Below are 25,987 nucleotides of genomic sequence, written 5' to 3' on the forward strand. Positions count from 1 at the left end.
CCTTTCACTTCCTTATAAGCTATGTTCAATATTAAGAGCTGATATTGTCTGGTCGCGGCTCCGCTCCCCGCTCTTGACAGCGGGCGCAGTATACCGACTCTGCCACCATGTCATAGTACAGAGATGGCAAGCTTCAGACATGTGGGGACGAAGGCGGTCAGGCGGCGGCCTCTATGCAGATGAAGGCAGAGTTAGCCTGCTTCGCAACGATGTGATTACATACATTCTTTTTTCTGTAACGAAAGCCCTCACCTCCGTACAATGTCAACCGCCGATTCAACCCAAGGGAGTAGGCCAGATTGGTACAGGGGAGTATGAACAGAATGCGCGAATTCTTGCTGGGATTGCCGCGTCGCCAGAAGCGATTGATTCAGGTTTTGACGGATGTCGGCCTAGTCTGGCTAGCACTGTGGCTGGCGTTCATCGTCCGGCTGGGCATCGACGAGATGGTCAATCCGTTCAAAGTGCACCTGTGGCTGTTCGTCTGCGCTCCCATCGTGGCTATCCCGCTGTTTATCCGGTTTGGCATGTACCGGGCAGTCATGCGCTATTTCGGCAACGACGCATTGGTGGTGATCATCAAGGCCGTCAGTCTTTCTTCGTTGATTCTGGCGCTGGTCGTGTACTGGTACAGCAATCACGAAGCGGTCGTACCGCGCTCGATCATTTTCAATTACTGGTGGCTGAGCCTTGTAATCATCGGCGGTCTGCGCCTGTGCATGCGCCATTACTTCATGGGCGACTGGTTCACCGCCGCCCAGCACGTACCGTTCACCAATCGTGACGACGGCCTGACCAAAGTTGCTGTTTATGGGGCGGGTGTTGCCGGTAATCAGTTGGTGGCGGCGCTTCGTATGGGGCGGGTCATGCGCCCGGTAGCCTTTATCGATGATGACCCGGGCATCTCTGATCGCTCGATTTCCGGGCTTCAGGTCTACAAGCCCAAACACATTCAGCAGATGATCGATATGACCGGTGCGCAGGAAATTCTCCTGGCTCTGCCGTCCTCGACGCGTGCTCGTCGTCGGGAAATCCTTAATCTGCTCGAAGGCTTTCCCCTGCACGTGCGCAGTGTTCCCAATTTCACTGATCTGGCCAGCGGACGAGTGAAGGTCGAAGATATCCAGGAAGTCGATATTGCCGACTTGCTGGGACGCGACGCGGTGCCCGCCCAGCCTGATCTGCTGGAGCGCTGCATCAAAGGCAAGATTGTCATGGTCACCGGGGCCGGCGGGTCGATTGGCTCCGAACTTTGCCGACAGATCTTTTCTCTGGAGCCGACCACGCTGTTGTTGTTCGAGCACAGCGAGTTCAACCTTTACAGTATCCTTTCGGAGCTGGAACAGCGTGGCAGTCGTGAATCGGTACCCGTCAAGCTGCTGCCGATCCTCGGTTCGATCCGTCATCCGGACAAGCTGCTCGACGTGATGAAAACGTGGAAGGTCGATACGGTTTACCATGCGGCAGCTTATAAGCATGTGCCGATGGTCGAGCACAATATCGCCGAAGGCGTTCTCAATAACGTCATCGGTACCCTCAATACCGCTCAGGCGGCTTTGCAGTCTGGCGTTTCAAACTTCGTATTGATCTCCACCGACAAGGCCGTGCGTCCGACCAACGTCATGGGCAGCACCAAGCGTCTGGCCGAGTTGACCCTTCAGGCTTTGAGCCGTGAGATTGCCCCGGTGTTGTTTGGCGACAGTTCCAATGTCTCTCGAGTCAACAAGACGCGCTTTACCATGGTGCGTTTCGGTAATGTACTGGGTTCGTCGGGGTCGGTGATTCCGTTGTTCCACAGCCAGATCAAATCGGGCGGACCGCTGACGGTCACGCATCCCAAGATCACCCGCTACTTCATGACTATCCCCGAGGCTGCGCAACTGGTCATTCAGGCCGGATCGATGGGACAGGGTGGAGATGTATTTGTTCTGGATATGGGCGAACCGGTCAAAATCGTCGAACTGGCGGAGAAAATGATCCATCTCTTCGGTTTGAGCATTCGTTCCGATCGCAATCCACAGGGTGATCTGGCCATTGAGTTCACGGGGCTGCGTCCTGGTGAAAAACTCTACGAAGAGCTGCTGATCGGCGACAACGTCGCAGCGACACCGCACCCGATGATCATGACTGCCAATGAAGATCACCTGCCGTGGGATGTGCTCAAGGCCAGACTGAGCGAATTGCTTGTTGCCGTCGAAAAGGATGATTACTCGCGAGTCCGCCAACTCCTGCGTGAAACCGTCAGCGGCTACACCCCAGACGGCGAGATTGTCGACTGGATATACCAGCAACGCCGTCTCGAGCCCTGATTGTTTCACATCCTGTAACGCACGCATTTTTGACTAATGCCCATCGTGGCCTAAGTTTGAGGAGCAGCTTCGGAAAAGTTGCTTTCTCAAATGATGATGGAGCGTCACTTTATGCGTACCGGTTACTTCTACTCGCTGATTTTTACCCTGCTCGCCAGCGCCTCAATTACCGCGATTGCGGCGCCGGCTACTGTGTCGGAGCCGCCAAAGGCGTCTTTGGTGATGGAGGTGGCCGCCACTTCTGCGAAGGAAAAAATCGATCTCAACAACGCAGACGCGCCGACCTTGCAGAAGGAGCTGTCCGGCGTAGGTGAAGCCAAGGCCAAGGCAATTGTTGCATATCGAGAAACAAACGGGCCATTTGCGTCAGTGGATGAGTTGCTGGAAGTGAAAGGAATCGGCAAGGCGATTCTGGATCGCAATCGTGAAAAGCTGGAAGTGAACTAAACTAAATTTTCCAAGCCATGAGGCCGGTCATTGACCGGCCTTTTTTCTTTTGTCACTACACAGACGGACCGCAAGGTTATAAACACGTTTAGTCGGACAATGAAAAATTACGGCTATCATATGAGCTTTGGATTATGCCTATAATAAATTGCCGCCGCTGACTGCCTGTTCCTCCAGCGGCCTTTCCATTTCGAGCATTTTCAGGAGTACCGGCATGAATTCCGCAAAAAACCCAGGTGTGGCTCTCGTCACTGGCGCTTCTTCCGGCATCGGTGCGATTTACGCCGAGCGACTGGCCGCACGCGGTTTTGATCTGCTGTTGGTTGCCCGTGATCAGGAACGTCTGGAGATCGCCGCAGATAAATTGCGCGATGCGCATGGCGTTCAGGTTGAGGTGCTCAAAGCGGATCTGACGCAAAAGGATGATGTGCTCAAACTTGAGCAGCGCTTGCGCGGCGATTCGAGCATCAGCCTGCTGGTCAACAATGCCGGGGTTGCCGCTGACGGTCTGCTGGCCAATGCAGACCTCGATCAGTTGGAGCGCTTGATCCAGTTGAACATCACCGCAGTGACGCGTCTGGCATCGGCGGCCGCTGCGGGTTTTGCCAAGGCCGGACGGGGCATGATCATCAATATCGCCTCGGTAGTGGCGCTGTTTCCCGAGCGCTTCAATGCGGCCTACAGCGCTAGCAAAGCCTATGTGCTGAGCCTGACCCAGTCGCTGAACGCGGAGCTTGAAGGTACTGGCGTGCAAGTCCAGGCCGTGTTGCCGGGTGTAACCCGCACTGAAATCTGGGAACGTTCCGGGATCGATGCCAGTGGCATTCCTGCCGAGATGGTCATGGAAGCCGGTGAAATGGTCGATGCGGCGTTGGCGGGACTGGATCAGGGCGAGTTGATCACCATTCCGTCGTTGCCCGATGCGGGCGAGTGGAAGGCCTTCGTAGCCGCGCGGCACGTCATGGCACCGAACCTTTCGCGTAGCTCGGCAGCCCAACGCTACAAGTCAGGCAATTGAATTGATCAGAGGTAACCACGGTATGGATCAGCGTCGAGTAGTGGTCACGGGTATGGGCCTGGTTTCACCGTTGGGCAGCGGTGTCGAAGCGGTTTGGCAGCGCTTGCTGGCCGGTCGCTCCGGTATACGCAATCTGCCGGAAGCGGTGGTCGCGGATCTGCCGACAAGTGTCGGCGGACGGGTGCCGACACTGGAGGAGGATGCCGAGGCCGGTTTTGACCCGGACCGCGCTACCCCACCGAAAGAACAGAAGAAAATGGACCGCTTCATTCTGTTTGCCATGGAAGCGGCCCGACAGGCATTGCAGCAGGCGGGGTGGCACCCCACTGACGCAAACGATCAGGCGCGAACGGCAACCATCATCGGCTCCGGTGTCGGCGGCTTCGGCGCGATTGCCGACGCCGTGCGCACAACCGATAGCCGAGGCCCGCGACGTTTGTCGCCATTCACCATTCCGTCGTTTCTGGTCAATCTCGCCGCAGGTCACGTTTCCATTCAGCATGGTCTGAAGGGCCCGCTCGGCGCACCGGTGACTGCCTGTGCCGCCGGGGTTCAGGCGATTGGCGATGCTGCGCGCTTGATACGCTCCGGTGAAGCGGACATCGCGGTGTGTGGCGGCGCGGAAGCCTGTATCGACCGCGTCAGTCTTGCCGGTTTCGCGGCGGCACGGGCGCTATCGAGCGGCTACAACGACACTCCCGAGCGCGCATCACGCCCCTTCGATAGCGGTCGTGACGGCTTCGTAATGGGCGAGGGCGCCGGCCTGCTGGTGATCGAGTCGCTGGAACACGCATTGGCTCGGGGCGCTCAGCCTCTGGCCGAGCTGGTTGGCTATGGCACCAGTGCCGATGCTTATCATCTGACCGCCGGGCCGGAAGACGGTAGCGGGGCGCGCAGGGCGATGGCGTTGGCGCTGGCACAGGCCGGGGTAGCCCCGGATCAGATACAGCATCTTAATGCTCATGCCACGTCCACACCGGTGGGCGATCTTGGTGAGTTGGCAGCGATCAAGTCGCTCTTTGGCACTGAGAGGAAAATCGCCGTGACCTCCACCAAGTCGTCCACAGGCCACTTGCTGGGGGCAGCGGGTGGTCTCGAGGCGATCTTCACGTTGTTGGCGATCCGCGATCAGGTGGTGCCACCGACGCTCAACTTCGACAATCCTGATCCCGCGAGCGAAGGCGTGGACATCGTCCATGGGCAAGCGCGGCCGATGCCGATCGAATATGCGTTGTCCAACGGCTTCGGTTTTGGCGGGGTCAATGCCAGCGTGTTGTTCAAGCGTTGGCAGGCTTAATCGTCGGACTGTTTGAGGTGGTCGCGGGCAACATCGAGAATGCGTTGCGCAAACTCGGCGTCCGCGACACTGCGTGACAGCAACAGCGCCCCGACCAGTGTCGACATGATGACAATGGCCCGGTCAGCGCTGTTTTCGCCAGTCAGGGTTTCCTCTATCTGCTCCAGTCGCGCATTGAGAATCTTGTCGCTGGTCGGGCTTGCCTGGCCACGCAAGCCAAGTTCGGAAGAAATGGTCAGCAGCGGGCATCCTTCATGGGGCGAAGTCAGATGCCATTCAGACAGGTAGGTTTCGATGAATGCCTGGCGAGGGTGTTCCTGAGAAAACAATTCAGCGCATAGACCATCGACCTGATCGCCAGCCTCCTGCAAGGCCTTCTCTACCAACTCGTCCTTGGACTTGAAGTGTGAATAGAAGCCGCCATGGGTCAGCCCCAGTGCTTTCATCAACGGCTGCAGGCCTGTCGCGCCGATGCCGTCCTTGCGGAATCGCGCCGAGGCTTCCTTGATGATGCGCTGATGGGTCTGGGCTTTATGATCCTGCGAGTAACGCATGTGGAGCTCTCCGCAACAATGCCCCCATCTTAACCAAGGAAAATTAAATGGTGACTGTACTTCTACTTCTAAAAAGCATGCAGATAAGTCCGACAGGTCTTTGAAAAACAAACCCCGCCAGTCAGGCGGGGTTTTTTGTCAGCGGTCTTGCGCCTCTTTGGCGTCCGCTTCGGCATTGCGGGCCGCGACGCGTTTGCGTTCTTCATCGGTCAGTTCGACCTTGTTGGCGGTGTCACGCAACATCATCAAACCGCCGACGATCGAGCCGATTGCAACGACCAGAATCAACCAGGCATACCAGGGCATAACGGCTCTCCTTAATGTCAGCGTGACGGACGAGAATTTCGCCGTGCAACACTGCGTACCACTTTTGAGCGAAGTTACTTCGCAGTGGTTCCATTCTAGGCCCGATATCCCTGCTGCACCTTAATTCCCTGTAGGAGCTGCCGCAGGCTGCGATCTTTTGATCTTGTTTCTAAAAAAACAAAGTCAACAGATCGCAGCCTTCGGCAGCTCCTACATGAGGGTCTACTGGCCCGTAAGCATGGCGTCGGCCGGTGCATTGGCACGCAACTGGCCGGTGAGCATGAAGTAGCCGAAGCCTACGGCCATGAAGCCGAGGAAGATCAGCCCGATCAACGTGTTGAACCACGCCATTGCCACCAGACAAACCACCGCCAGCACCAAGGCAATCATCGGAATCAACGGATAGCACGGCGCGCGGAAAGTGCGTTCCAGGTTCGGCTCCGACTTACGCAGTTTGAACAGGCTGAGCATGCTCATGATGTACATCACGATCGCGCCGAACACCGCCATGGTGATCATCGCGGCGGTGAGGGTCATGCCGCCGAGGTTGATCAGACCGTCGCTGTAGATTGCCGCGATGCCAATGACGCCGCCGGCGATGATCGCGCGGTGCGGCGTCTGGAAACGCGACAGTTTCGCCAATGAAGCGGGCAGGTAACCGGCGCGGGCAAGGGCGAAGAATTGTCGCGAATAGCCAAGAATGATCCCGTGGAAACTCGCCACCAGCCCGAACAGGCCAATCCACACCAGCATGTGCAGCCATCCGGAGTTGTCACCGACCACGGTTTTCATCGCTTGCGGCAGTGGATCGTTGATGTTGGCCAGGGTACGCCAGTCGCCGACACCGCCCGCGAAGAACATCACCCCCATCGCCAGCAACACCAGCGTCAGGATGCCGCTGATGTAGGCTTTGGGAATCGTGCGCTTCGGATCCTTGGCTTCTTCGGCGGCCATTGCCGCACCTTCGATGGCGAGGAAGAACCAGATCGCAAATGGAATGGCAGCGAACATCCCGGCAATCGCCGGTGCGCCAAACACGTCCGAACCCGCCCAACCATTGAGCGCGAAATTGCTGAAGCTGAACGCCGGCGCGACCACGCCCATGAACACCAGCAGTTCAGCCACTGCCAGCACGCAGACGATCAGTTCAAAAGTCGCCGCCAGCTTCACGCCGAGAATGTTCAACCCCATGAACACGATGTACGCGCCGACCGCCGCGTGTTTCGGATCGAGCGCCGGAAACTGCACATTCAGGTAGGCGCCGATGGCCAAGGCAATCGCCGGGGGCGCGAAGACGAACTCGATCAGCGTGGCAAGGCCTGCAATCAATCCACCTTTTTCACCGAAGGCGCGACGGCTGTAGGCAAACGGCCCACCCGCATGGGGAATCGCGGTAGTGAGTTCGGTGAAGCTGAAAATGAAGCAGGTGTACATGGTAGCGACCATGAACGAAGTCACCAGAAATCCCAGTGTTCCGGCAACGCCCCAGCCGTAGCTCCAGCCGAAATACTCCCCGGAAATCACCAGCCCGACGGCAATGCCCCACAGGTGCAACGTGCCCAGCGTGGGTTTGAGTTGTGTGTTCATGCATTTGCTCCCTGAACGGTTTGGAAAGCTCGGGGGAGGGCGTGTGCAGTGGGCGTGCCAGTGCGCTGAAACAAGTCGTAATGAGTTGAAAGCTGTCGTATCGGGGATGTTCGCAGATGGATGGCCCGTATTTATGCGCCAGTTGGGTGCAGTGGTGCCTTTTTTGACGCTATCGCGAGCAGGCTCACTCCTACAGGGGAACGCATTCCAACTGTAGGAGTGAGCCTGCTCGCGATGAGGCCTGCACAAACGCCAGAAAACCTCCCCGTAACGCCCGCATAAACCCACTCTTTACGCTTTCTTTATGCACAGCCAACACCCTCGCTCTCGTTCCTTTACAGCCTCCTTTCCGACAATCACTGCACACGCGGCAATACGCCGTAACACGGAGATCTTCCATGAGCGTTCTGGACGGGGTGTCACTGCTATTGGCAGTGGGGCTGTTCATTTATCTGTTGGTTGCGCTGTTGCGCGCGGATCGGAACTAGGAGCGGCTATGCACAGTTATGACTATTGGCTGATCCTCGCGTTTTTCGCGCTGGTCTTGCTGCCGGCGCCGCTGCTCGGGCGCTTCTACTACAAAGTGATGGAAGGTCAGCGCACCTGGCTGACGCCGATTCTCGGCCCGGTCGAGCGCGGTTGCTATCGCATTGCGGGTGTTGATCCCGAAGCTGAGCAGAGCTGGCAGAAGTACACGCTGGCGCTGCTCGCCTTCAACCTCGCCGGTTTCCTGCTGCTGTTCGCGATCCTGTTGTTTCAGGATCACTTGCCACTGAACCCGCAGAACCTGCCGGGCCAGGAATGGACGCAGGCGTTCAACACCGCGGTCAGTTTCATGACCAATACCAACTGGCAGTCCTACAGCGGTGAAGCGACTCTCAGCTACCTGAGCCAGATGGTCGGCCTCACCGTGCAGAACTTCGTCAGCGCCGCCACCGGCCTCGCCGTGCTGGTTGCGTTGTGCCGTGGTATCGGTCGCAAGTCGACGCAAACCCTCGGCAACTTCTGGGTCGACATGACCCGCGCCACCCTCTACGGCCTGTTGCCGCTGTGCCTGCTGCTGGCGCTGTATCTGGTCTGGCAGGGCGTGCCGCAAACCTTCGCGCAGTATGTCAACGCGGTGACGATGCAAGGTGTTGATCAAGTGATTCCGCTGGGTCCTGCGGCCAGCCAGATTGCGATCAAGCAACTGGGCACCAACGGTGGAGGCTTCTTCGGCGTCAACTCGGCGCATCCGTTCGAGAACCCGACCGCGTGGAGCAATCTGTTCGAAGTCGCTTCGATCATTCTGATCCCGGTGGCGCTGGTCTTCACTTTCGGCCATTACGTCAAAGACCTGCGTCAGAGCCGCGCGATCATCGCCTGCATGCTCGCGCTGTTTCTGATCGGCGGTGCAACGTCGCTGTGGGCCGAGTATCAGCCGAATCCGACTCTGAACAACGCTGCCGTCGAACAGACCGCGCCGCTGGAAGGTAAGGAAGCGCGCTTCGGCACCACCGCCACCGTGCTGTGGTCGGTGACGACGACGGCGGCCTCGAACGGCTCGGTCAACGGCATGCACGACAGCCTCAACCCGCTCAGCGGCATGGTCGCGCTGGTCAACATGATGGTTGGCGAAGTGATCTTCGGCGGCGTCGGTGCCGGGCTCTACGGCATGTTGCTCAACGTGCTGATCGCAGTGTTCCTCGCCGGTCTGATGATCGGGCGAACCCCGGAATACCTCGGCAAGAAACTCCAGGCGCGTGAGGTGCAATTGCTGGTGGTGACCTTGCTGGTGATGCCGGTGGGCGTGCTGGTGCTCGGTGCGATTGCCGCTGCGGTTCCCAGTGCTGCGGCGACCATCAGCAACCCCGGCCCGCACGGTTTCAGCCAGTTGCTTTATGCCTACACCTCAGCGAGCGCCAACAATGGTTCGGCATTCGGTGGCCTCAGCGCGAATACGCCGTTCCACAACCTGATGCTGGGCCTGGGCATGTTGATTGGTCGTTTCGGTTACATCCTCCCGGTTCTGGCTTTGGCCGGCAGCCTGGCGATGAAGAAAACCGCACCGATCGGCCAGAACAGCTTCCCGACCCATGGCCCGCTGTTCGTGACCCTGCTGACCGTGACCATTCTGCTGGTGGGCGGCCTGACCTTCCTGCCGACTCTGGCTTTGGGCCCAATCGCCGAACATCTGAGCTTGGGCTTCTGAGGACTTATCGATGAATATGCCCGCAATCAAACCCGCCGCCGTCAAGGCGCCGGAACAAGCGAAAACCGCGATCTCGGCCCTGTGGCGGCCGGCGCTGGTGCAAGCGTTCGTCAAGCTCGACCCTCGGCAACTGAAGCGTTCGCCGGTGATGCTGGTGGTCGAACTGACGGCAATTTTCACCACTGTGCTGTGCTTCATTCCCGATGCCGATGTGCCGACCTTCGTCGCCGCGCAAATTGCATTGTGGCTGTGGTTCACCGTGCTGTTCGCCAACTTCGCCGAAGCCTTGGCCGAAGGCCGTGGCAAGGCCCGCGCCGACAGCCTCAAGGCTGGCAGCGAAGGCCTCAGCGCCCGGCGCAAACAAGCCAATGGCAGCTTTCAGGTGGTGCCCGCGGCGAGTTTGCGCAAAGGCGATGTGGTGCGCGTCGAAGCCGGGGAGATGATCCCCGGTGACGGCGAAGTCATCGAAGGCATCGCGGCGGTCAACGAAGCGGCGATCACCGGTGAATCGGCGCCGGTGATCCGCGAGTCCGGCGGTGACCGCTCGGCCGTCACCGGTAATACCCGACTGGTGTCCGACTGGTTGCTGGTGAAAATCACCGTCAATCCCGGCGAGTCGACGCTCGACCGCATGATCGCGCTGGTCGAAGGCGCCAAACGCCAGAAGACGCCGAACGAAGTCGCGCTGGATATTCTGTTGATCGGCCTGACGTTGATCTTCCTGTTGGTGGTCGTGACCCTGCAACCGTTCGCCCATTTCGCCAACGGCAGCCTGCCGCTGGTGTTTCTGGTGGCACTGCTGGTCACGCTGATTCCGACCACCATTGGCGGCCTGCTTTCGGCGATTGGTATTGCCGGGATGGATCGTCTGGTGCGCCTCAACGTGATCGCCAAGTCCGGCCGTGCGGTGGAAGCGGCGGGTGACGTGCATGTGCTGTTGCTCGACAAGACCGGTACCATCACCTTCGGTAACCGTCGCTGCAGTGCGGTGTATGCCGCGCCCGGTGTGACAGGTCGCGAGCTGGCCGAAGGTGCGCTGTTCGCCTCGCTGGCCGACGAAACCGCTGAAGGTAAATCCATCGTCGAGTACCTGCGTGGCCTGCACCCGCAACCTGAGCCGGCGCCGGAAACCCTGACCGCTGTGCCATTCAGCGCAGAAACCCGGTTGTCCGGCGTCGACTATCAAAGTCGCGTCTACCGCAAAGGCGCGGTGGATTCGCTACTGAGTTTCCTCGGCCAGAAACGCTCCGATCTGGCTCCGGCCCTGTCGCGGGAAATCGACAAGATTGCCCAGAGTGGTGGCACGCCGTTGCTGGTTTGCGCCGATGGCAAACTGCTCGGCGCGATCCATCTCAAAGACGTGGTCAAACCGGGCATTCGCGAGCGCTTCGCCGAACTGCGCAAACTGGGAATTCGCACGGTAATGGTCACCGGCGACAACCCGCTGACCGCTGCTGCGATCGCCGCTGAAGCGGGCGTCGATGACGTGCTCGCCGAAGCCACCCCGGAGAAGAAACTCGCGCGCATTCGTCACGAGCAGAACGACGGGCGTCTGGTGGCGATGTGCGGCGACGGTGCCAACGATGCCCCGGCGCTGGCCCAGGCTGACGTCGGCATGGCGATGAACGACGGCACCCAGGCTGCCCGCGAAGCAGCGAACATGGTCGATCTCGACAGCGACCCGACCAAGCTGCTCGACGTGGTGCAGATCGGCAAGGAATTGCTGGTGACGCGCGGTGCCTTGACGACTTTTTCCATCGCCAACGACGTCGCCAAATACTTCGCGATCCTGCCGGCGCTGTTCGCCTCGATTTACCCGCAGCTTGGCGTGTTGAACATCATGCAGTTGACCAGTCCGCAGAGCGCGATTCTTTCGGCGATTGTTTTCAACGCGTTGATCATCGTCGTGCTGATCCCGCTGGCGTTGCGCGGTGTGCGCGTGCAGGCAGCGAGTGCAGCGGCGTTGTTGCGACGCAATTTGCTGATCTATGGACTCGGCGGGATTCTGGCGCCGTTCGTGGGAATCAAGGCGATCGACATGCTGCTCACGGCGATGCATCTGGTTTGAGTTTTGAAGAGCCCCTCACCCTAACCCTCTCCCAGAGGGAGAGGGGACTGACCGAGTGGTTAAACAGAGGTACATCGACCTGAATTACCGAGCCGAACTCAGGTTTTGAAAAGCACAAGGATCGGCTCCATTTCTCCTCAGCGACATGGGGGGAGAGGGGACTGACCGAGTGGTTTTTCAGAGTTTCACAGACTTGAGATACCGAGCCGAACTCAGATTTTGAAAAGCACATAAATCGGCTCCCTTTCCCCCTCGCCCCCTTGGGGGAGAGGGCTGGGGTGAGGGGGAAAAGAGCTCCCTGACACCCCACCAAAGTTTGCCCAACGAATTCGAGGATCTTGCAATGTCCACAATGATACGTCCCGCCCTCAGCCTGCTGGTGCTGATGACCCTGGTCACCGGCGTCGCCTATCCACTGGTGGTAACCGGTGTCGCGCAAGTCGCATTCCCCGCTCAAGCCAACGGCAGCCTGGTGCATGACGCCGATGGCAAAGTCCGTGGCTCGTCGCTGATCGCCCAGGATTTCGTCGGCGATGCGTGGTTTCACCCACGTCCCTCCGCCGGTGCGTTTGCTACCGTTTCCAGCAGCGCCAGCAACCTGGCACCGAGCAATCCGGCACTCGCCACGCGGGTGATCGATGACGCCAACAAGTTGCAGGTTCCCGGCCAGGGGCCGGTGCCATTGGCCTTGCTGACCACCTCCGGCAGTGGTCTCGATCCGCACTTGCCTCCGGCAGCGATTGCCTATCAACTGGCGCGAGTCGCGGCCGCGCGAGACCTGCCGGTGTCGACCTTGCAACAACTGCTCGATACGCACATCGAACAGCCGCTGGTGGGGCCGCCGGTGGTGAATGTGCTTGAGCTGAACATGGCGCTGGAAAAACTGTAGAAGATGATCGTTCCTACGCTCTGCGTGGGAATGCATCAATGGACGCTCCGCGTCCGCTTTGGTGGGACGCAGAGCGTCCCGGGCTGCATTCCCACGCAGAGCGTGAGAACGATCATCAGGAAGAGAGAACATCAAGCATGAGCGACTCCGGCCGCGCCGATGCACTGTTAGCAGATCTGCCCCGTGACGGCCGTGGCCGCCTGAAGGTTTTCCTCGGCGCCGCCCCTGGTGTCGGCAAAACCTACGCCATGCTCCAGGCCGCCCACACGCAGCTTCGCCAAGGCGTGAAAGTCCTCGCCGGCGTGGTCGAAACCCACGGCCGCGCCGAAACCGAAGCACTGCTTGGCGGCCTGCCGCAGCAACCGTTGGTGCGCTCGGAATACCGTGGCGTGATGCTCGAAGAAATGGACCTCGACGGCATCCTCGCCGCCAGGCCGAAACTGGTGCTGGTCGATGAACTGGCCCACAGCAACGCCCCCGGCAGCCGTCACGCGAAACGCTGGCAAGACATTCAGGAACTGCTCGCCGCCGGCATCGACGTGTTCACCACGGTCAACGTCCAGCACCTGGAAAGTCTCAACGATCAGGTGCGCGGCATCACGGGTGTGCAGGTTCGCGAAACCCTGCCGGACTGGGTCCTGCAAGAAGCCTACGAACTGCTGCTGATCGACCTGCCACCGCGCGAATTGCTCGAGCGTCTGCGCGAAGGCAAGGTCTACGTGCCGGAGCAGGCGAGGGCGGCCATTGATGCGTTTTTCACCCAGACCAACCTCACGGCATTGCGCGAACTGGCGATGCAAACCGCTGCCGCGCAGGTCGATAACGATCTTGCGCAAGGCTATCGTCAACTCGGTCAGGCGGCGCCAGCGGTGCGCGGACGTCTGCTGGTCGGGGTCGATGGCGATGCCCAGGCCGAGCGTCTGGTGCGGCATGCCAGTCGTGTTGCGCAGCGTCGGCATCTGCCTTGGAGTCTGGTGCATGTCGACAACGGCAGCGTGCGTGACGAGCAGTCGCGGCTGCGCTTGCAAAGTGCCCAGCAGTTGGCCGAACGCCTCGGCGGTGAAGTGGTTTTACTGCGTGCCGGCGAAGTGGCAAAAACCCTGATCCAGCATGCCGCTGAACGCCGTGCGAGCCTGGTGCTGGTCGGCCAGTCGCGACCACGTTTGCGTCGGCGCCTGTTCGGTGGCGGTCTCGCTGCGCGATTACTGCGGCAGGCGCACGGTCTGGAAATCAACGTCCTCGACAGCGATCAACAACAGCATCAACCACGCCCGCGCAACCCACTGACGCTGGTGTGGTTCGACTATGCGCTGGCGCTGGTCGCCACGGTTTTGGCCAGCGCCTTGGCATGGGCGGTGTCGAGTGTGCTGCCGTTGCCGAACATCTCGCTGGTGTTCCTTGCTGCGGTGTTGCTGGTGGCGGTGCGCAGCAGCCTCGGTCCGGCGTTGGCGTGCGCGGCGTTGTCGTTTCTGACCTACGATTTTCTGTTCATTCCACCGAATTTTTCCTTCAGCATCCAGCGCGAAGAAGACGTGCTGACCCTGCTGTTTTTCCTGCTGATGGCGGCGCTCACCGGCAACCTTGCGGCGCGCCAGCGGCGGCAATTGCAGGCATTGCGCGACACGCAGGAAGAGACCACCGAACTGCTCGACCTGTCGCGCAAACTCACTGCCGCCACCGACCGTCAGGCCGTGGTCAGTGCTGCCGCGCAACACCTCAATGGCTGGAGCGATCTGCAACTGTGCCTGCTCAATCGCGATGGCCAGAACGGCTGGAAAGTCGAGACCGGTGGCCCGCTGCAATTTACCGAGTCCGAACGCGCCGCCGCTGACTGGGCCTGGCAACACGATCAACCGGCAGGCATGGGCACCGGCACGCTACCGCTTGGGCGCTGGTGGTGGTGGCCGCTTTCCGTTGAAGATGGGCCGCTGGCGTTGCTCGGTGTCTGCGCCAAAGAGGGCCAGACCTTGAGCGGTCAGCGTCGGCGCTTGCTCACCGCATTGAGTCAGCCACTGGCGCAAGCGCTGGCCCGTGCGCAACTGGCGGATGATCTCGAAGCCGCACGCCTGCATGGCGAAACCGAGCAATTGCGCAGCGCGTTGCTGGCCTCGGTGTCCCACGACTTGCGCACGCCACTGACCGCCATGCGCGGCAGCATCGACAGCCTGCTGGCGCTGGGCGAAGCGATTCCGCTGGAGGATCGCCGCGAACTGCTCGAAGGCACTCGTGATGAAGCCGAACGCCTCGATCGCTACATTCAGAACCTGCTCGACATGACCCGCCTCGGGCATGGCGCCTTGAAGCTCGCGCGGGACTGGGTGTCGCCGGCGGACATCGTCGGCAGTTCGCTCAATCGGCTGCGCGCGGTGCTGGCGCCGTTGCAGGTCAGTACCGATGTGCCTGGCGAGTTGCCGTTGCTGTTCGTACATGCCGCGCTGATCGAACAGGCGCTGGTCAATGTGCTGGAAAACGCTGCACGGTTCTCGCCACCTCACGGTCGTCTGCAACTGAATGCGGGAGCCAATGACCAAGAGATTTTCTTCTCGGTCAGCGACGAGGGCCCGGGGATTCCCGAGGACGAGCGGGCGAAGATTTTCGACATGTTCTACACCGCCGCGCGCGGTGATCGCGGCGGCCAGGGCACCGGTCTTGGCCTCGCGATCTGTCAGGGCATGGTCGGCGCGCACGGCGGGCGGATCAGCGTTGCCGACGGCATCGAAGGGCGCGGCACCTGCATCACCTTGCACCTGCCCTTGCAGACCCAGCCGGGGATGGATGATGAAGCCTGACTTCGCTTGCGCTACTCTCTTGCCACTCTTTTCTGTTGATGTGAATCCATGAGCCAGACCGCGACCATTCTGGTCATCGACGACGAACCGCAAATCCGCAAGTTCCTGCGCATCAGCCTCGCCTCACAGGGCTACAAAGTGCTTGAGGCCGGCACCGGTGCCGAAGGTCTCGCGCAAGCGGCGCTGAACAAACCGGACCTGCTGGTGCTCGATCTCGGCTTGCCGGACATGGACGGCCAGCAAGTGCTGCGCGAGTTTCGCGAATGGGCCACGGCGCCAGTGCTGGTGCTGTCGGTGCGCGCCAGCGAAGGGCAGAAAGTCCAGGCGCTGGATGGCGGCGCCAATGACTACGTGACCAAGCCGTTCGGGATTCAGGAGTTTCTGGCGCGGGTGCGGGCATTGTTGCGCCAGGCCCCGGCAGGCGAGGCGCAGCAAGCGGCGCTGAATTTCGGCCCGCTGACAGTCGATCTGGCGTACCGGCGGGTGTTGCTCGACGGCGTCGAAGTGGCGCTGACCCGCAAGGAATACGCGGTGCTGGCGCAACTGGCGCGGCATCCGGGGCGGGTGATTACCCAGCAACAACTGCTCAAGGATATCTGGGGACCGACGCACACCGAGGACAGCCATTATCTGCGGATTGTGGTGGGGCATTTGCGCCAGAAGCTGGCGGATGATCCGACGCGGCCGCGGTTTATTGTCACTGAAGCCGGGGTTGGCTATCGGCTGTTGGAATCTGCGGGATAGCTAAAAGATCGCAGACTTCGGCAGCTCCTACATTGGAATGCGTTCCCCTGTAGGAGCTGCCGAAGGCTGCGATCTTTTGATCTTTATTGCTGCTGCTCACTCTCATACCGATCCAGCGTATCCCGCGCAATCTCTCGCCCCAACGCGATCAACTCCGGCGCCTTGTAAAACTCGAAAAACCGGCACACCCGCTTCGGTACGTTGATCAGGATATCCGGCGGATACCCGGCAATCTTGTACTGCGCCAGCGAGGTCTGCATCACCTCGAAACTCTGGTTGATCAAGTCCAGCAGCGACGCCGGCCCGACGTTATCGATGATGAACGAACCGGTCGCGGATTTCGGTGCACCTTCACGTTCGGGCGCGGCGGCCGGTTGCTGGCTCTCCGGCTCGGCGCCTTCGAGCCATGGGTTGATATCTGCCGCCTCGGCGCGCAGTGCTTCCTGTTCCAGCTTCAACAACTGCTCAGCCTGTTTGCGGCGGAACGGCATCTTCGACCCCAACGAATTGATCAGGCTGTCGAATCGCGAGCGGAACGCCGGCGGGCGCTGGATCACCGGCAATTTGTAATGGCGCTGGTTGGTCGAATTGAGATTGACCGCAATGATCAGATCACAGTGACTGGAGACCACTGGCACGATCGGCAATGGATTGAGAATGCCGCCGTCGACCAGCATGCGATTGCCTTGCATGACTGGCGTGAACAGGCTTGGAATCGCTGCCGAGGCGCGCATTGCCTGATGCAGACAACCTTCCTGAAACCAGATTTCCTGTTGATTGGTGAGGTCGGCGGCGACGGCGGTGTAGGGGATGCGCAAGTCTTCGATGTTGATCTCGCCGACGATCTTGCGGATCTGCCCGAAGACCTTCTCGCCACGAATCGCGCCGAGACGAAAACTCACGTCGACCAGCCGCAGCACATCCAGATAGTCGAGACTTTCGATCCAGTTCTTGTATACATCGAGTTTGCCGGCGGCGTAGATCCCGCCGACCACCGCGCCCATCGAACATCCGGCAATGCAGGCGATGTCATAACCGCGTCGTTCAATCTCTTCAATGACCCCGATATGGGCGTAGCCCCGGGCGCCACCGGAGCCCAGCACCAATGCGACACGCTTTTTCATCCAGCTTCCTCCCCGACAAGGTTCCACAATGCACCCATCGCTGGGCGGGCTCAATCGCCATGGTCGTTGAGTGCGCCGGTGACGTCGTTTTTTCGATATTGCATGACCCTTCAGCGCTATCCTTCTCAGTTGCGCGGTTTCACCCGCCGGCAAGGCACTTTTTCGCAGCCTTACCGTCTTACCTGCACGACTGTTGACCTATTTTGAGGTGTGAGTGATGAAAGCCTGGATCTGTGTGCCGTTGATGGCTCTGGCATTGGCCGGTTGCGCCGGTAAAACCGCTTACCGCGACAGCTGTGGCAGCCAGCTCGACGCCGCTTGGCATGAATTGGATCTGGCCAAGGCCGAAGGTTTTGCCGGCACCGTCAGTTATTCCAAGGCGCTGTCGCTGCTGACCGCGGCCAAGACCCAGCAGCAATTCGAGGGCTTTGAAGGTTGCAGCAAGAAAGCCGAGAAGGCGCGCTTCTACATTCGCGAATCCCGCGCCGGGCGCTAAGCTGCTGACGTGAAGCAAGGATGCAGGGTTGGCAAAGCGCCAGACTCATCCCCGAGGCCATTTGAAACGGGAGCAAGAGATGTCTGCGTTGGTTGACCGCTTGGTGGCTCATGTCCTGAGCCTTGAGGTGCGCTTGCTGGCTTGTCAGGCGCGGTTGAGCGCGCGCACCGATCCCGAGGCGCTGCATGATCTGCGCACTACGGTGCGGCGTTTGCGCAGTCTGCTGCGGCCATTGCGCGGTTTGCCGGGTGTCGAGCAACTCGAAGACGCGGCGTCTGCTGTTGGCCAGTTGACCACACCCTGGCGTGATCGCGAGGTGTTGGCGGCGTATCTGCTCAAGCATGATCAGCCGCAAGCTGCGCAACGGCGCATGGCGCAGATGGCGGAGGCTTATCCGGCGCTGGCGGCGAGTGCCGAGGTGGCTTCGCTGCTGATGATTCTCGACGCTTTCCCGCGATTCCTGCGCGCCTCTCAGCGTCAGGGTTTGCTCAAGGGCTTGGGCAAACGCATCGAAAAACGCCTCGGCAAGCAATGGCAGAAACTTGATGAGGCGTTGCATGATCCCGCTCACGACCGTCATCGTCTGCGTTTGCTGATCAAACGCGTGCGCTACGGCATCGAAGCTTATCCCGAACTGGATCGCTTGCCGCAAGCGGCACTCAAGCGACTGAAGTCTGCGCAAGGCGCGCTGGGCGACTGGCATGATTGCTGGCAATGGCTGGCGAAAGCCGAGCTGGAAGCAGACCTTCAGCCCTGCGTTGCAACCTGGCAGGCGACCATGATCCAGGCTGAAATCAAGGCTGATCGTGTGCTCGAAAAACTCAGTTCAGCCTGTTTCAAATCCTGAAATCACCACAATCCCCTGTAGGAATGAGCCTGCTCGCGATAGCGGCCTGACATTTGTTGAGTGTCAGGCCGCTATCGCGAGCAGGCTCACTCCTACAGGGGATCTCCAATGTGGCTGATATTTAATGAAGGCCTTTCTGTCAGCCCATTTGACCGGAATAGACGCTGCGGCGCGGTGCAGCTCTGGTTAAGATCCCTGCATTCCTTTCTCGTTTTCTGAGGTTGCCATGCGCTTTAGCGATCTGCTCAATGCTGTCCGCCGCCAACCGGAACTGACCATCCCTGCCGAATGGGGCCAGGGTCGCGCCAGTTTCGGTGGCCTGGTGGCGGCGCTGCAATACGAAGCCATGCGTGCGCAAGTGCCGGCGGATCGCCCGGTGCGTTCGCTGGCGATCACCTTTGTCGGCCCTGTCGAACCCGAAGTCCCGGTGCGTTTCGAAGTGGACGTGCTGCGCGAAGGCAAAGCGGTCAGCCAGGTCATGGGCCGGGCGATGCAGAATGGCCAGGTGGTGACCATCGTCCAAGGCAGTTTTGGCGCTTCGCGGCCATCGGAGGTTGCCGTCGAAGCGTATCCGGCGCCGTCAATGAAACACTGGGACGAATGCCAGGAGCTGCCTTACATCAAAGGCGTGACCCCGGAATTCATGCGTCATCTGGCGATGCGTTGGAGCGTCGGCGGCATGCCGTTCACCGGCAATCAATCGCGTTTGATGGGAGGCTGGGTGCGCTTGCGTGGGGATGTCAAAGAAGAGCCGGTCAAAGAGGCGCATCTGCTGGCCTTGGTGGATGCGTGGCCACCCGCGCTGTTGCCGTATCTGAAGAGGCCTGCACCGGGCAGCACGTTGACCTGGACCATCGAATTCGTTCAGCCGCTACGTGACTTGAGCACACTGGACTGGTGCCAATATCTAGCCGACATCGAGTACGCCGCTGACGGCTACGGCCATGTGGCCGCCAAGCTGTGGAGCTCAGAAGGCGAGTTGATTGCGATGAGTCGCCAGACCGTCACGATCTTCGCCTGACTCAATGCCGACGGTGGCGCTCACGCCAGGCGCGCCACCAGCCGCCACTGAGAAAGAAGCGCGGAAAAGTCAGAAACTGCTCGACCAGTAACCGCGACACCGCATCTTTTCGATCACTGAACGGCTCGGAGGCTTGCGCCTCCAGGCTGTGGCCGTGACGCTGCAAACCCAGCGCCGCGACGATACCGATCACGCCGATGGCGACGCTGGCCAGACTCAGGCTGAACACCCCGGACACAATCAGCAGAAACGCGACGATGAACAGCGGTACGGCGATCAGGTGCAACACCAGATTGGTCGGGTGCTGATGATTGCCCGGGTACGCGCGCCATTGCCACGCGGGAAGGTTGGGGTGACGTTTGCCCATGTTTTCTACTCCTCGATCCATGTTGAACTCATGGTTGAAGAATAGGCCCGGGCGCGGAGGGCGGCGAATCAAGGTTGGCTATTGGCATCATAGTAATGATGGACAAAAAAGATCGCAGCCTTCGGCAGCTCCTACATTGAAATGCGTACACCTGCAGGAGCTGCCGAAGGCTGCGATCTTTTGATCTTCAAAGCTTCAACTGACCTATGGCCTTGCTCAACTCCCCGGCCAACGTCGCCAACTCATTACTGGTCGTCGCCGAATCCACGGTCTGCTGCACGGTGTTCTCGGTCACATCACGAATACTCACCACCGCCCGGTTCATCTCTTCGGCAACCTGACTTTGCTGCTCCGCCGCGACGGCAATCTGCGTATTGCTTTCACGCATCTGCGCCACCGCTCCCGTGATTTCCGCCAGCGCCGCGCCGGCCTCTTGCGCTTGCTGCACGCAATCGTCGGCCTTGTACGAACTCTCCTGCATGAAATCCACCGCATCGCGAGTGCCCGCCTGCAAGGCCGACACCATGGTGGTGATCTCGTCGGTGGAGGTTTGCACGCGTTTGGCGAGGTTACGCACCTCATCGGCCACTACCGCAAAACCTCGGCCCATCTCACCGGCGCGGGCTGCTTCAATGGCGGCGTTCAACGCCAGCAGGTTGGTCTGCTCGGCGATACTGTGAATCACGCTGACCACGCCGTTGATCTTCTGACTGTCTTCGGCCAGGCGCTGGATCATTTCGGCTGTCTGTTGTACGCCGTTGGACAAACCGGCAATCGAATGCTGCACCCGGGCCACCACTTGCTGACCGCTGCCGGCGAGGCCATCAGCAGTCTGCGAAAGATCACGGGTGGCGCCGGCGTGCTGGGCGATGTGATAAACCGTGGCGGTCATTTCGTTGATCGCAGTGGCGGCCTGATCGGTTTCGCTCTGCTGGCCGAGCATGCCGTGGCGCACTTCGTTCATGCTCAACGCCAGCCGCGCTGCGCCGATGTCCAGTTGCCGCGCGGTGTTGGCAACGGTGGTCACGACGCGCTGGTAACCAGCCTGCATCGCGTTGAACGCATTGGCCATCTGTCCGACTTCGTCTTTACCGGCCAGCGGCACTCGGGCTGAAAGATCGCCGCTTTTTTCGACGTGGAGCATGACGTCTTTCAAGGTGTTGAGCTGGCTGAGCAGGAAACGGATCAGCAGTTGTGAAGCGCCGAGCATCGCCAGCATCAGGATGAACACCGCCACCGCGTAGTTGGCGAAACGCTCGCTGAACACTTGGCTCAGGCTCGGGCCATGAGCAATTACTGCGACCTGTTGGCCATCGGTGCGGCTGAACACTTCGGCACCCATCAGCAGGTTATCGCCAAACAGCGGCATGTGATTGATGTCGATCCAGCCGTTGTTGTCAGTGATCTCCAGCAGCGGTTGATCATTGAGGCGCGGCGCTTCCCCACGTTTGAAGGTCAGCACCTGATCAGCTTTGGGCAGGGCCAGGCTGGCTGGCCAGGCCTTGAGCAATTGCGCCTGGGCTTGTGCCGAGGCACGTGACGCGTGACTGCGCGCCTGTTGTTCGAGTTGCACGGCGTACAACACCAGCAGCAGGGTGGTGACGAAGGCGACTGCATTGACCGCCCAGAATTTGTATTTCAGCGAGATATTGCTAAGCCAGGCACCCATGGAGGTCTTCTCTGATAGCGGAAACAGTTTTGGCAAGGTGCCATTATTGTGCCGCTATGCAGAGGACTCGATTTGATGTGGGTCAAGAGATCAAAAGATCGCAGCCTTCGGCAGCTCCTACATTGGGATGGCGTACGCCCTGTAGGAGCTGCCGAAGGCTGCGATCTTTTGCGGCTTACGCCAATGCCGGGAGGTTGTAGAACGCACGGGCACACGCGGTGGTGTGTGCCGCCAGATCTTCCTCGGTTTCGCCACGATGCAACGCCACTTCGCGCAGGACTTCAGTCAGATACGCCGGCTCATTGCGGCCGTTCTTCGGTTTCGGTCGCAAGGTGCGTGGCAGCAAGTACGGCGCGTCACTTTCCAGCATCAAGCGTCCGCGTTTGATCTCTTTCACCAGCGGATGCAGATGCGTGCCACGGCGCTCGTCGCAGATCCAGCCGGTAATGCCGATGTGCAGGTCCAGATCGAGATAGCTGAACAAAGCTTTTTGCTCGCCGGTGAAGCAGTGCACGACAGCGGCGGGCAGTTGATCGCGGAAGTCTTTGAGGATTTCCAGCAAACGCTGGCTGGCATCGCGTTCGTGCAGGAACACCGGCAACTGCAATTCAACGGCCATGGCCAAGTGTTCTTCGAGGACTTTCTCCTGCTGCGGGCGCGGCGAGAAATCGCGGTTGAAATCCAGTCCGCATTCACCCACGGCGACAACGTTGGTTTCCGACAACAAACTGCGCAGACGTCGCGCGCTGTCTGCGTTCCAGTCACTGGCCGAATGTGGATGAATACCGGCGGTAGCGAACAGTCGCTGGCCACCCTCATCGAGTTGCTGGCACAGCTCCAGTGCCTGCTCGCTGCCCTCGACGCTGGTGCCGGTCAGCACCAGTTGGCAGACCCCGGCGGCATAGGCGCGGTCGAGCACGGCCTGGTTTTTGTCGGCGAAACTTGGGTTGGTCAGGTTGACGCCGATATCGATGAGTTGCATGGTTGCTACCTCGGGCCGAAGGCCGGAAAGCATACCAGAGCTGTAGATTCATAAGAAAAGCCAAGAACTACAACGAGTTATAGCTGTCTCTTGAGGCCGCGAGGCAGCCCGGTTTGGCAAAGATGCCATCACTGTGCCAGTCTCTTGCACTTTGCCAGCGCTCAAGGCGCTCTGTTTCCGTCGGTGATTTCGACCGTTCAGCGGTGAAATTGCCCCGTATTCTTTCCGGAGAGTGGATGGTTCGTCCCTCGGTTTTGCTGCTGTTGTGTGCCTCGTTGCTACTGCCGATCACGGCGGTCGCGCGCCTGCCCGGGCCGCTGCAAGCCGTGCCGGCCGCCAAAGTGCGCGACTTGTCCGAGATTCGCAGCAGTCGAGTGTTGCGCGTATTGGTCAACCAGAGCCGCAACAGCTCCGGCGAAGTCCAGGGCCAGGCCATCGGCGTCGAATACCATCGCCTGCGCGCCTTCGAGCAATACCTCAATGGCCACGCCCGTGATGGCCAGGAAATCACCCTCAAGATCATTCCCAAAGCCAAGGATCAACTGCTCGGCGCGTTGCAGCGTGGTGAAGGTGATCTGGTCGCGCCGGGTGAATTGCTCGATTTGCAGCCAGGCTATGCGGTCGCCAGTAGCGAGCCGATCTCCAGCAACGTGCCGCTGGTGCTGGTGGGGATCAAGGGCGAGCGGCGCTACACCAAAGTCGAGCAGCTCTCCGGCAAAACCTTGGCGTTGCCCACCGGCAGTGCGGCGGGGGAGGCGGTCAGTCAGCTCAATCAGAAACTGGCGTTGCACAAACTGGCGCCGATCAAGATTGAATGGGTTGATCCGACACTGGCCGTCGAAGACGTGCTGGAGATGGTTCAGGGCGGAATTTTTCATCTGACGATTGTCGAGCAACCGATCGCCGAACGCTGGGGCAAGATTTTGCCGAAGTTGCGTTTCGACCGGCAAGTGATGATCAGTGAGCCGGGCGAGGAGTACTGGTTCGTACGTCGTGATGCTGCGATGTTGCGGGCGAGCATTGATCGCTTTCTCGGTGGTTACAAGAAGCCCTCCAACGAGGACGTAGCGTTTCTGCGCATCTACCGCCGTCTCTATCAAGTCCACTATCCATTGGCCAAGGCTGATCGCCAGCGCCTGGAAAAACTGCGTCCGACCCTGCAAAAGCACGCCCAGGCGCAGAACATGGACTGGCTCAATCTGGCCGCACTGGCGTTCAAGGAATCACGCCTGCAACCCAATGCCCGCAGCGGCAGTGGCCCGACCGGGCTGATGCAGATCACGCCTTCCGCCGCTCAGCGAGTCGGCGTGAACAACATTCAGAACCTCGATGCGAATGTGCAGGCTGGGGCCAAATATCTGGCGATGATCCGCCGCAAATTCTTCAACAGCCCCAAGCTCAATGAGCGCGAACGCATGGCCTTCACTCTGGCGGCCTACAACATCGGCCCCGAGCGCGTGCAGGGTATGCGCGCTGAGGCCCGACGCCGGGGGCTGAATCCCAATCAGTGGTTCTTTCAGGTCGAGCGAATCGCCATGGAGCAGGTGGGAATGGGGCCGGTCAGCTATGTTAATAGCGTGAACAAGTACTACTTGGCGTTCGACCGGGAGCGGGAGTCGTTGGAGCCCGGGGCGCAGAAAGTCGTCTCACGTAAATGATCTAATAATTTGATTGTTATGGCGGAATATTTGCGCTTTTAACATGAGATTTACTGATTAATATAGCGGCCAACCAACACACAACACTTTTCGCAAAACAAGGAATGCCCCATGAACTCTCTGATCAACAAAGTCCTGTTCACCCGCGCCGGCTACGGTCTGACCATCCTGCGCATCGCTGTCGGCGTGATCTTCGCAGCTCACGGCTCGCAAAAACTCTTCGGTCTGTTCGGTGGTTATGGTCTGGCAGGCACGGCGCAGTACATGGACAGCATCGGCCTGCACCCGGGTTACGTGATGGCCACGCTGGCCGGCGGTACCGAGTTCTTCGCCGGCCTGGCCTTGATCATCGGCTTGCTGGTGCGTCCTGCGGCGTTGGGCCTGACCTTCCTGTCGCTGGTGGCGATCTTCACCGTACACATCAGCAACGGTTTGTTCATGGCCAACAACGGTTATGAGTTCGCTCTGGCCCTGCTGGGTGGCAGCCTCGCGGTACTGATCGAAGGCGCCGGCAAGCTTTCGGTGGATCGCGCCATCGCCGGTTGAAGGCTCTGGCTCAAGGAAAAGGCCCGCATTGTGCGGGCCTTTTTTGTTGCGGCTGATTCTTGACACTCATCGGTCACGTTCTCTAGGATGTTGCCCATGCGCCGATTTAAACAGCTACTTGCGGGGCGCCAGGTGACTTGAACAGTTGCCGTCAGAAGCCGGAACAGGGCTTCGAAATACCGCTAAAGCGCTGGTTCGGTGTTGCCTCTCACCTGCCATGCAGACTTTTGAGGCAGAGACACGACACGATGAATGCACTACGCCCTCCAGCACGTCCCGCGCCGATCACGGCACATATCACCCAGCGCAACCCGAAAATTCTTCTTGGCGGCAAACATCAGCCGACGCTGTTGCGTTATCTCGATGGCTGGCCACGTCGCAGCGGCGGTCCTGCCGCGTTCCTGATCCAGTTCGTTGAAGACGGCGAGTCGCTGGCGCGTTTCGCCACTGACAGTTTTGATCTGGCAGTGATTCAGGCCCCGGCTTCCGAAGATGCGCCAGAGATGATCAAACAACTGGTCCGCGTTGCGCGGCAGGGTCTGATCACTCGTCGCTGATACGCTTTACGGATAGTCGATAGCGACGATGTAAACGAATTGCTCGCCAGTCGGCGTCTGCACTCGAACTTCGGCGTCCAGCGCCTTGCCGATCAAGGCACGGGCCAGTGGCGAGTCGATGCTGATCAGGCCCAGTTTCAGATCCAGTTCATCCGGGCCGACGATGCGGTAGCGCGATTGCTTGCCGTCTTCGTCTTCGATGGTTACCCAGGCGCCAAAGTAGACCTTGTTCGGATCGCTGGGCTTTTCGCTGACGACCTTGAGTGCTTCCAGGCGTTTGGTGAGAAAGCGCACGCGACTGTCGATCTCGCGCAGCATCTTCTTGCCGTAGGTGTACTCGGCGTTTTCCGAGCGGTCACCCTGAGCCGCCGCTTCGCTGACCGATTGCGTCACCTGCGGACGGCGCACATGCCACAGCTCATGAAATTCGGCACGCATCCGCGCTTCACCTTCAGGGGTGATCAGCGCGGTGCCGGCGGTGCGAGGAGGGCGATAACGGCTCATGGCTACTTCTTGTGGTT

Annotated in this window: 24 protein-coding genes; 16 read left to right on the forward strand and 8 right to left on the reverse strand. The window is 59.8% G+C overall.

All coding sequences use genetic code 11. From position 1 onward, the window contains the following. Nucleotides 1-314: 314 nt before the first annotated feature. The 4 genes from ACIPIZ_RS11005 (at nt 315) to fabF (ending at nt 5,071) form a co-directional block, all read left to right on the forward strand. Nucleotides 315-2,309 (forward strand): polysaccharide biosynthesis protein, encoded by a 1,995-nt coding sequence (locus ACIPIZ_RS11005; RefSeq protein WP_401165309.1) that lies wholly within the window; start codon nt 315-317, stop codon nt 2,307-2,309. A 111-nt stretch (nt 2,310-2,420) separates the two neighbouring features. After that, nucleotides 2,421-2,756 (forward strand): helix-hairpin-helix domain-containing protein, encoded by a 336-nt coding sequence (locus ACIPIZ_RS11010; protein ID WP_122853879.1) that lies wholly within the window; start codon nt 2,421-2,423, stop codon nt 2,754-2,756. Nucleotides 2,757-2,970: 214 nt separating this feature from the next. Continuing rightward, nucleotides 2,971-3,774 (forward strand): SDR family NAD(P)-dependent oxidoreductase, encoded by an 804-nt coding sequence (locus tag ACIPIZ_RS11015; protein WP_401165311.1) that lies wholly within the window; start codon nt 2,971-2,973, stop codon nt 3,772-3,774. A gap of 22 nt (nt 3,775-3,796) precedes the next feature. Continuing rightward, nucleotides 3,797-5,071 carry a beta-ketoacyl-ACP synthase II gene (gene fabF, locus ACIPIZ_RS11020; protein WP_064391422.1) on the forward strand — a complete coding sequence of 425 codons (1,275 nt, stop codon included), beginning with the start codon at nt 3,797-3,799 and terminating at the stop codon, nt 5,069-5,071. Here the strand turns inward: fabF and ACIPIZ_RS11025 are convergent. The 3 genes from ACIPIZ_RS11025 to eat all read right to left on the reverse strand — a co-directional run bounded on the left by ACIPIZ_RS11025 (nt 5,068) and on the right by eat (nt 7,518). After that, the gene (locus ACIPIZ_RS11025; protein WP_064391421.1) at nt 5,068-5,625 is read right to left on the reverse strand and encodes a TetR/AcrR family transcriptional regulator; all 558 of its coding nucleotides are present in this window, start codon (nt 5,623-5,625) and stop codon (nt 5,068-5,070) included. The genes fabF and ACIPIZ_RS11025 overlap by 4 nt on opposite strands. Before the next feature lie 138 nt (nt 5,626-5,763). Continuing rightward, complete coding sequence (locus ACIPIZ_RS11030) at nt 5,764-5,931, reverse strand: DUF2897 family protein (protein ID WP_080896048.1); 168 nt, start codon at nt 5,929-5,931, stop codon at nt 5,764-5,766. A 222-nt stretch (nt 5,932-6,153) separates the two neighbouring features. After that, nucleotides 6,154-7,518: an ethanolamine permease gene (gene eat, locus ACIPIZ_RS11035; RefSeq protein ID WP_064391420.1), complete on the reverse strand. Its 1,365-nt coding sequence runs from the start codon at nt 7,516-7,518 to the stop codon at nt 6,154-6,156. A gap of 398 nt (nt 7,519-7,916) precedes the next feature. On the opposite strand from eat, the gene kdpF reads away from it, so the two are divergent. The 6 genes from kdpF to ACIPIZ_RS11065 all read left to right on the forward strand — a co-directional run bounded on the left by kdpF (nt 7,917) and on the right by ACIPIZ_RS11065 (nt 16,199). Further along, nucleotides 7,917-8,006, forward strand: a complete 90-nt coding sequence (kdpF, locus tag ACIPIZ_RS11040) for a K(+)-transporting ATPase subunit F (RefSeq protein ID WP_007899818.1) — start codon at nt 7,917-7,919, stop codon at nt 8,004-8,006. An 8-nt stretch (nt 8,007-8,014) separates the two neighbouring features. Next, nucleotides 8,015-9,709 carry a potassium-transporting ATPase subunit KdpA gene (kdpA, locus tag ACIPIZ_RS11045; RefSeq protein ID WP_122661649.1) on the forward strand — a complete coding sequence of 565 codons (1,695 nt, stop codon included), beginning with the start codon at nt 8,015-8,017 and terminating at the stop codon, nt 9,707-9,709. Nucleotides 9,710-9,719: 10 nt separating this feature from the next. Then, a complete protein-coding gene (gene kdpB, locus ACIPIZ_RS11050) occupies nt 9,720-11,777 on the forward strand; it encodes a potassium-transporting ATPase subunit KdpB (RefSeq protein ID WP_401165315.1) in 2,058 nt (685 codons plus the stop codon). A 343-nt stretch (nt 11,778-12,120) separates the two neighbouring features. After that, nucleotides 12,121-12,666 carry a potassium-transporting ATPase subunit KdpC gene (gene kdpC / locus ACIPIZ_RS11055; RefSeq protein ID WP_150648291.1) on the forward strand — a complete coding sequence of 182 codons (546 nt, stop codon included), beginning with the start codon at nt 12,121-12,123 and terminating at the stop codon, nt 12,664-12,666. A 137-nt stretch (nt 12,667-12,803) separates the two neighbouring features. Then, nucleotides 12,804-15,455 (forward strand): sensor histidine kinase KdpD, encoded by a 2,652-nt coding sequence (locus ACIPIZ_RS11060; protein ID WP_122661648.1) that lies wholly within the window; start codon nt 12,804-12,806, stop codon nt 15,453-15,455. Nucleotides 15,456-15,503: 48 nt separating this feature from the next. Further along, on the forward strand, nt 15,504-16,199 hold the full coding sequence (locus ACIPIZ_RS11065; RefSeq protein ID WP_064391415.1) for a response regulator: 696 nt from the start codon (nt 15,504-15,506) through the stop codon (nt 16,197-16,199). Between the two features lie 83 nt (nt 16,200-16,282). On the opposite strand, the gene ACIPIZ_RS11070 is transcribed toward ACIPIZ_RS11065, so the two are convergent. Continuing rightward, nucleotides 16,283-17,323, reverse strand: coding sequence for a patatin-like phospholipase family protein (locus tag ACIPIZ_RS11070; RefSeq protein ID WP_064391414.1), 1,041 nt, complete (start codon nt 17,321-17,323; stop codon nt 16,283-16,285). Nucleotides 17,324-17,540: 217 nt separating this feature from the next. On the opposite strand from ACIPIZ_RS11070, the gene ACIPIZ_RS11075 reads away from it, so the two are divergent. From ACIPIZ_RS11075 to ACIPIZ_RS11085, 3 genes are all read left to right on the forward strand, one after another. Beyond that, on the forward strand, nt 17,541-17,819 hold the full coding sequence (locus ACIPIZ_RS11075) for a hypothetical protein (protein ID WP_007908543.1): 279 nt from the start codon (nt 17,541-17,543) through the stop codon (nt 17,817-17,819). A 79-nt stretch (nt 17,820-17,898) separates the two neighbouring features. After that, on the forward strand, nt 17,899-18,666 hold the full coding sequence (locus ACIPIZ_RS11080; protein ID WP_064391413.1) for a CHAD domain-containing protein: 768 nt from the start codon (nt 17,899-17,901) through the stop codon (nt 18,664-18,666). 226 nt (nt 18,667-18,892) lie between these two features. Beyond that, nucleotides 18,893-19,687, forward strand: a complete 795-nt coding sequence (locus ACIPIZ_RS11085) for an acyl-CoA thioesterase (RefSeq protein WP_401165318.1) — start codon at nt 18,893-18,895, stop codon at nt 19,685-19,687. A gap of 1 nt (nt 19,688) precedes the next feature. On the opposite strand, the gene ACIPIZ_RS11090 is transcribed toward ACIPIZ_RS11085, so the two are convergent. From ACIPIZ_RS11090 to ACIPIZ_RS11100, 3 genes are all read right to left on the reverse strand, one after another. Next, complete coding sequence (locus ACIPIZ_RS11090; protein WP_007908547.1) at nt 19,689-20,054, reverse strand: Mpo1-like protein; 366 nt, start codon at nt 20,052-20,054, stop codon at nt 19,689-19,691. Nucleotides 20,055-20,241: 187 nt separating this feature from the next. Then, complete coding sequence (locus tag ACIPIZ_RS11095) at nt 20,242-21,723, reverse strand: methyl-accepting chemotaxis protein (RefSeq protein ID WP_150648286.1); 1,482 nt, start codon at nt 21,721-21,723, stop codon at nt 20,242-20,244. A 175-nt stretch (nt 21,724-21,898) separates the two neighbouring features. Then, nucleotides 21,899-22,705 (reverse strand): TatD family hydrolase, encoded by an 807-nt coding sequence (locus tag ACIPIZ_RS11100; protein ID WP_401165321.1) that lies wholly within the window; start codon nt 22,703-22,705, stop codon nt 21,899-21,901. A 236-nt stretch (nt 22,706-22,941) separates the two neighbouring features. On the opposite strand from ACIPIZ_RS11100, the gene ACIPIZ_RS11105 reads away from it, so the two are divergent. The 3 genes from ACIPIZ_RS11105 (at nt 22,942) to ACIPIZ_RS11115 (ending at nt 25,466) form a co-directional block, all read left to right on the forward strand. Continuing rightward, nucleotides 22,942-24,363 (forward strand): transglycosylase SLT domain-containing protein, encoded by a 1,422-nt coding sequence (locus tag ACIPIZ_RS11105; RefSeq protein WP_401165322.1) that lies wholly within the window; start codon nt 22,942-22,944, stop codon nt 24,361-24,363. 111 nt (nt 24,364-24,474) lie between these two features. Beyond that, nucleotides 24,475-24,909, forward strand: coding sequence for a DoxX family protein (locus ACIPIZ_RS11110; RefSeq protein ID WP_064391407.1), 435 nt, complete (start codon nt 24,475-24,477; stop codon nt 24,907-24,909). A 248-nt stretch (nt 24,910-25,157) separates the two neighbouring features. Further along, nucleotides 25,158-25,466 (forward strand): hypothetical protein, encoded by a 309-nt coding sequence (locus ACIPIZ_RS11115; protein ID WP_064391406.1) that lies wholly within the window; start codon nt 25,158-25,160, stop codon nt 25,464-25,466. A 6-nt stretch (nt 25,467-25,472) separates the two neighbouring features. Here the strand turns inward: ACIPIZ_RS11115 and greB are convergent, their stop codons facing one another. Continuing rightward, entirely contained in the window at nt 25,473-25,970 is a 498-nt protein-coding gene (greB, locus tag ACIPIZ_RS11120; protein WP_003226818.1) for a transcription elongation factor GreB, read from the reverse strand. Nucleotides 25,971-25,987: the final 17 nt, after the last annotated feature.

The organism is Pseudomonas sp. NPDC087690, from assembly GCF_044743175.1.
Lineage (GTDB): Bacteria > Pseudomonadota > Gammaproteobacteria > Pseudomonadales > Pseudomonadaceae > Aquipseudomonas.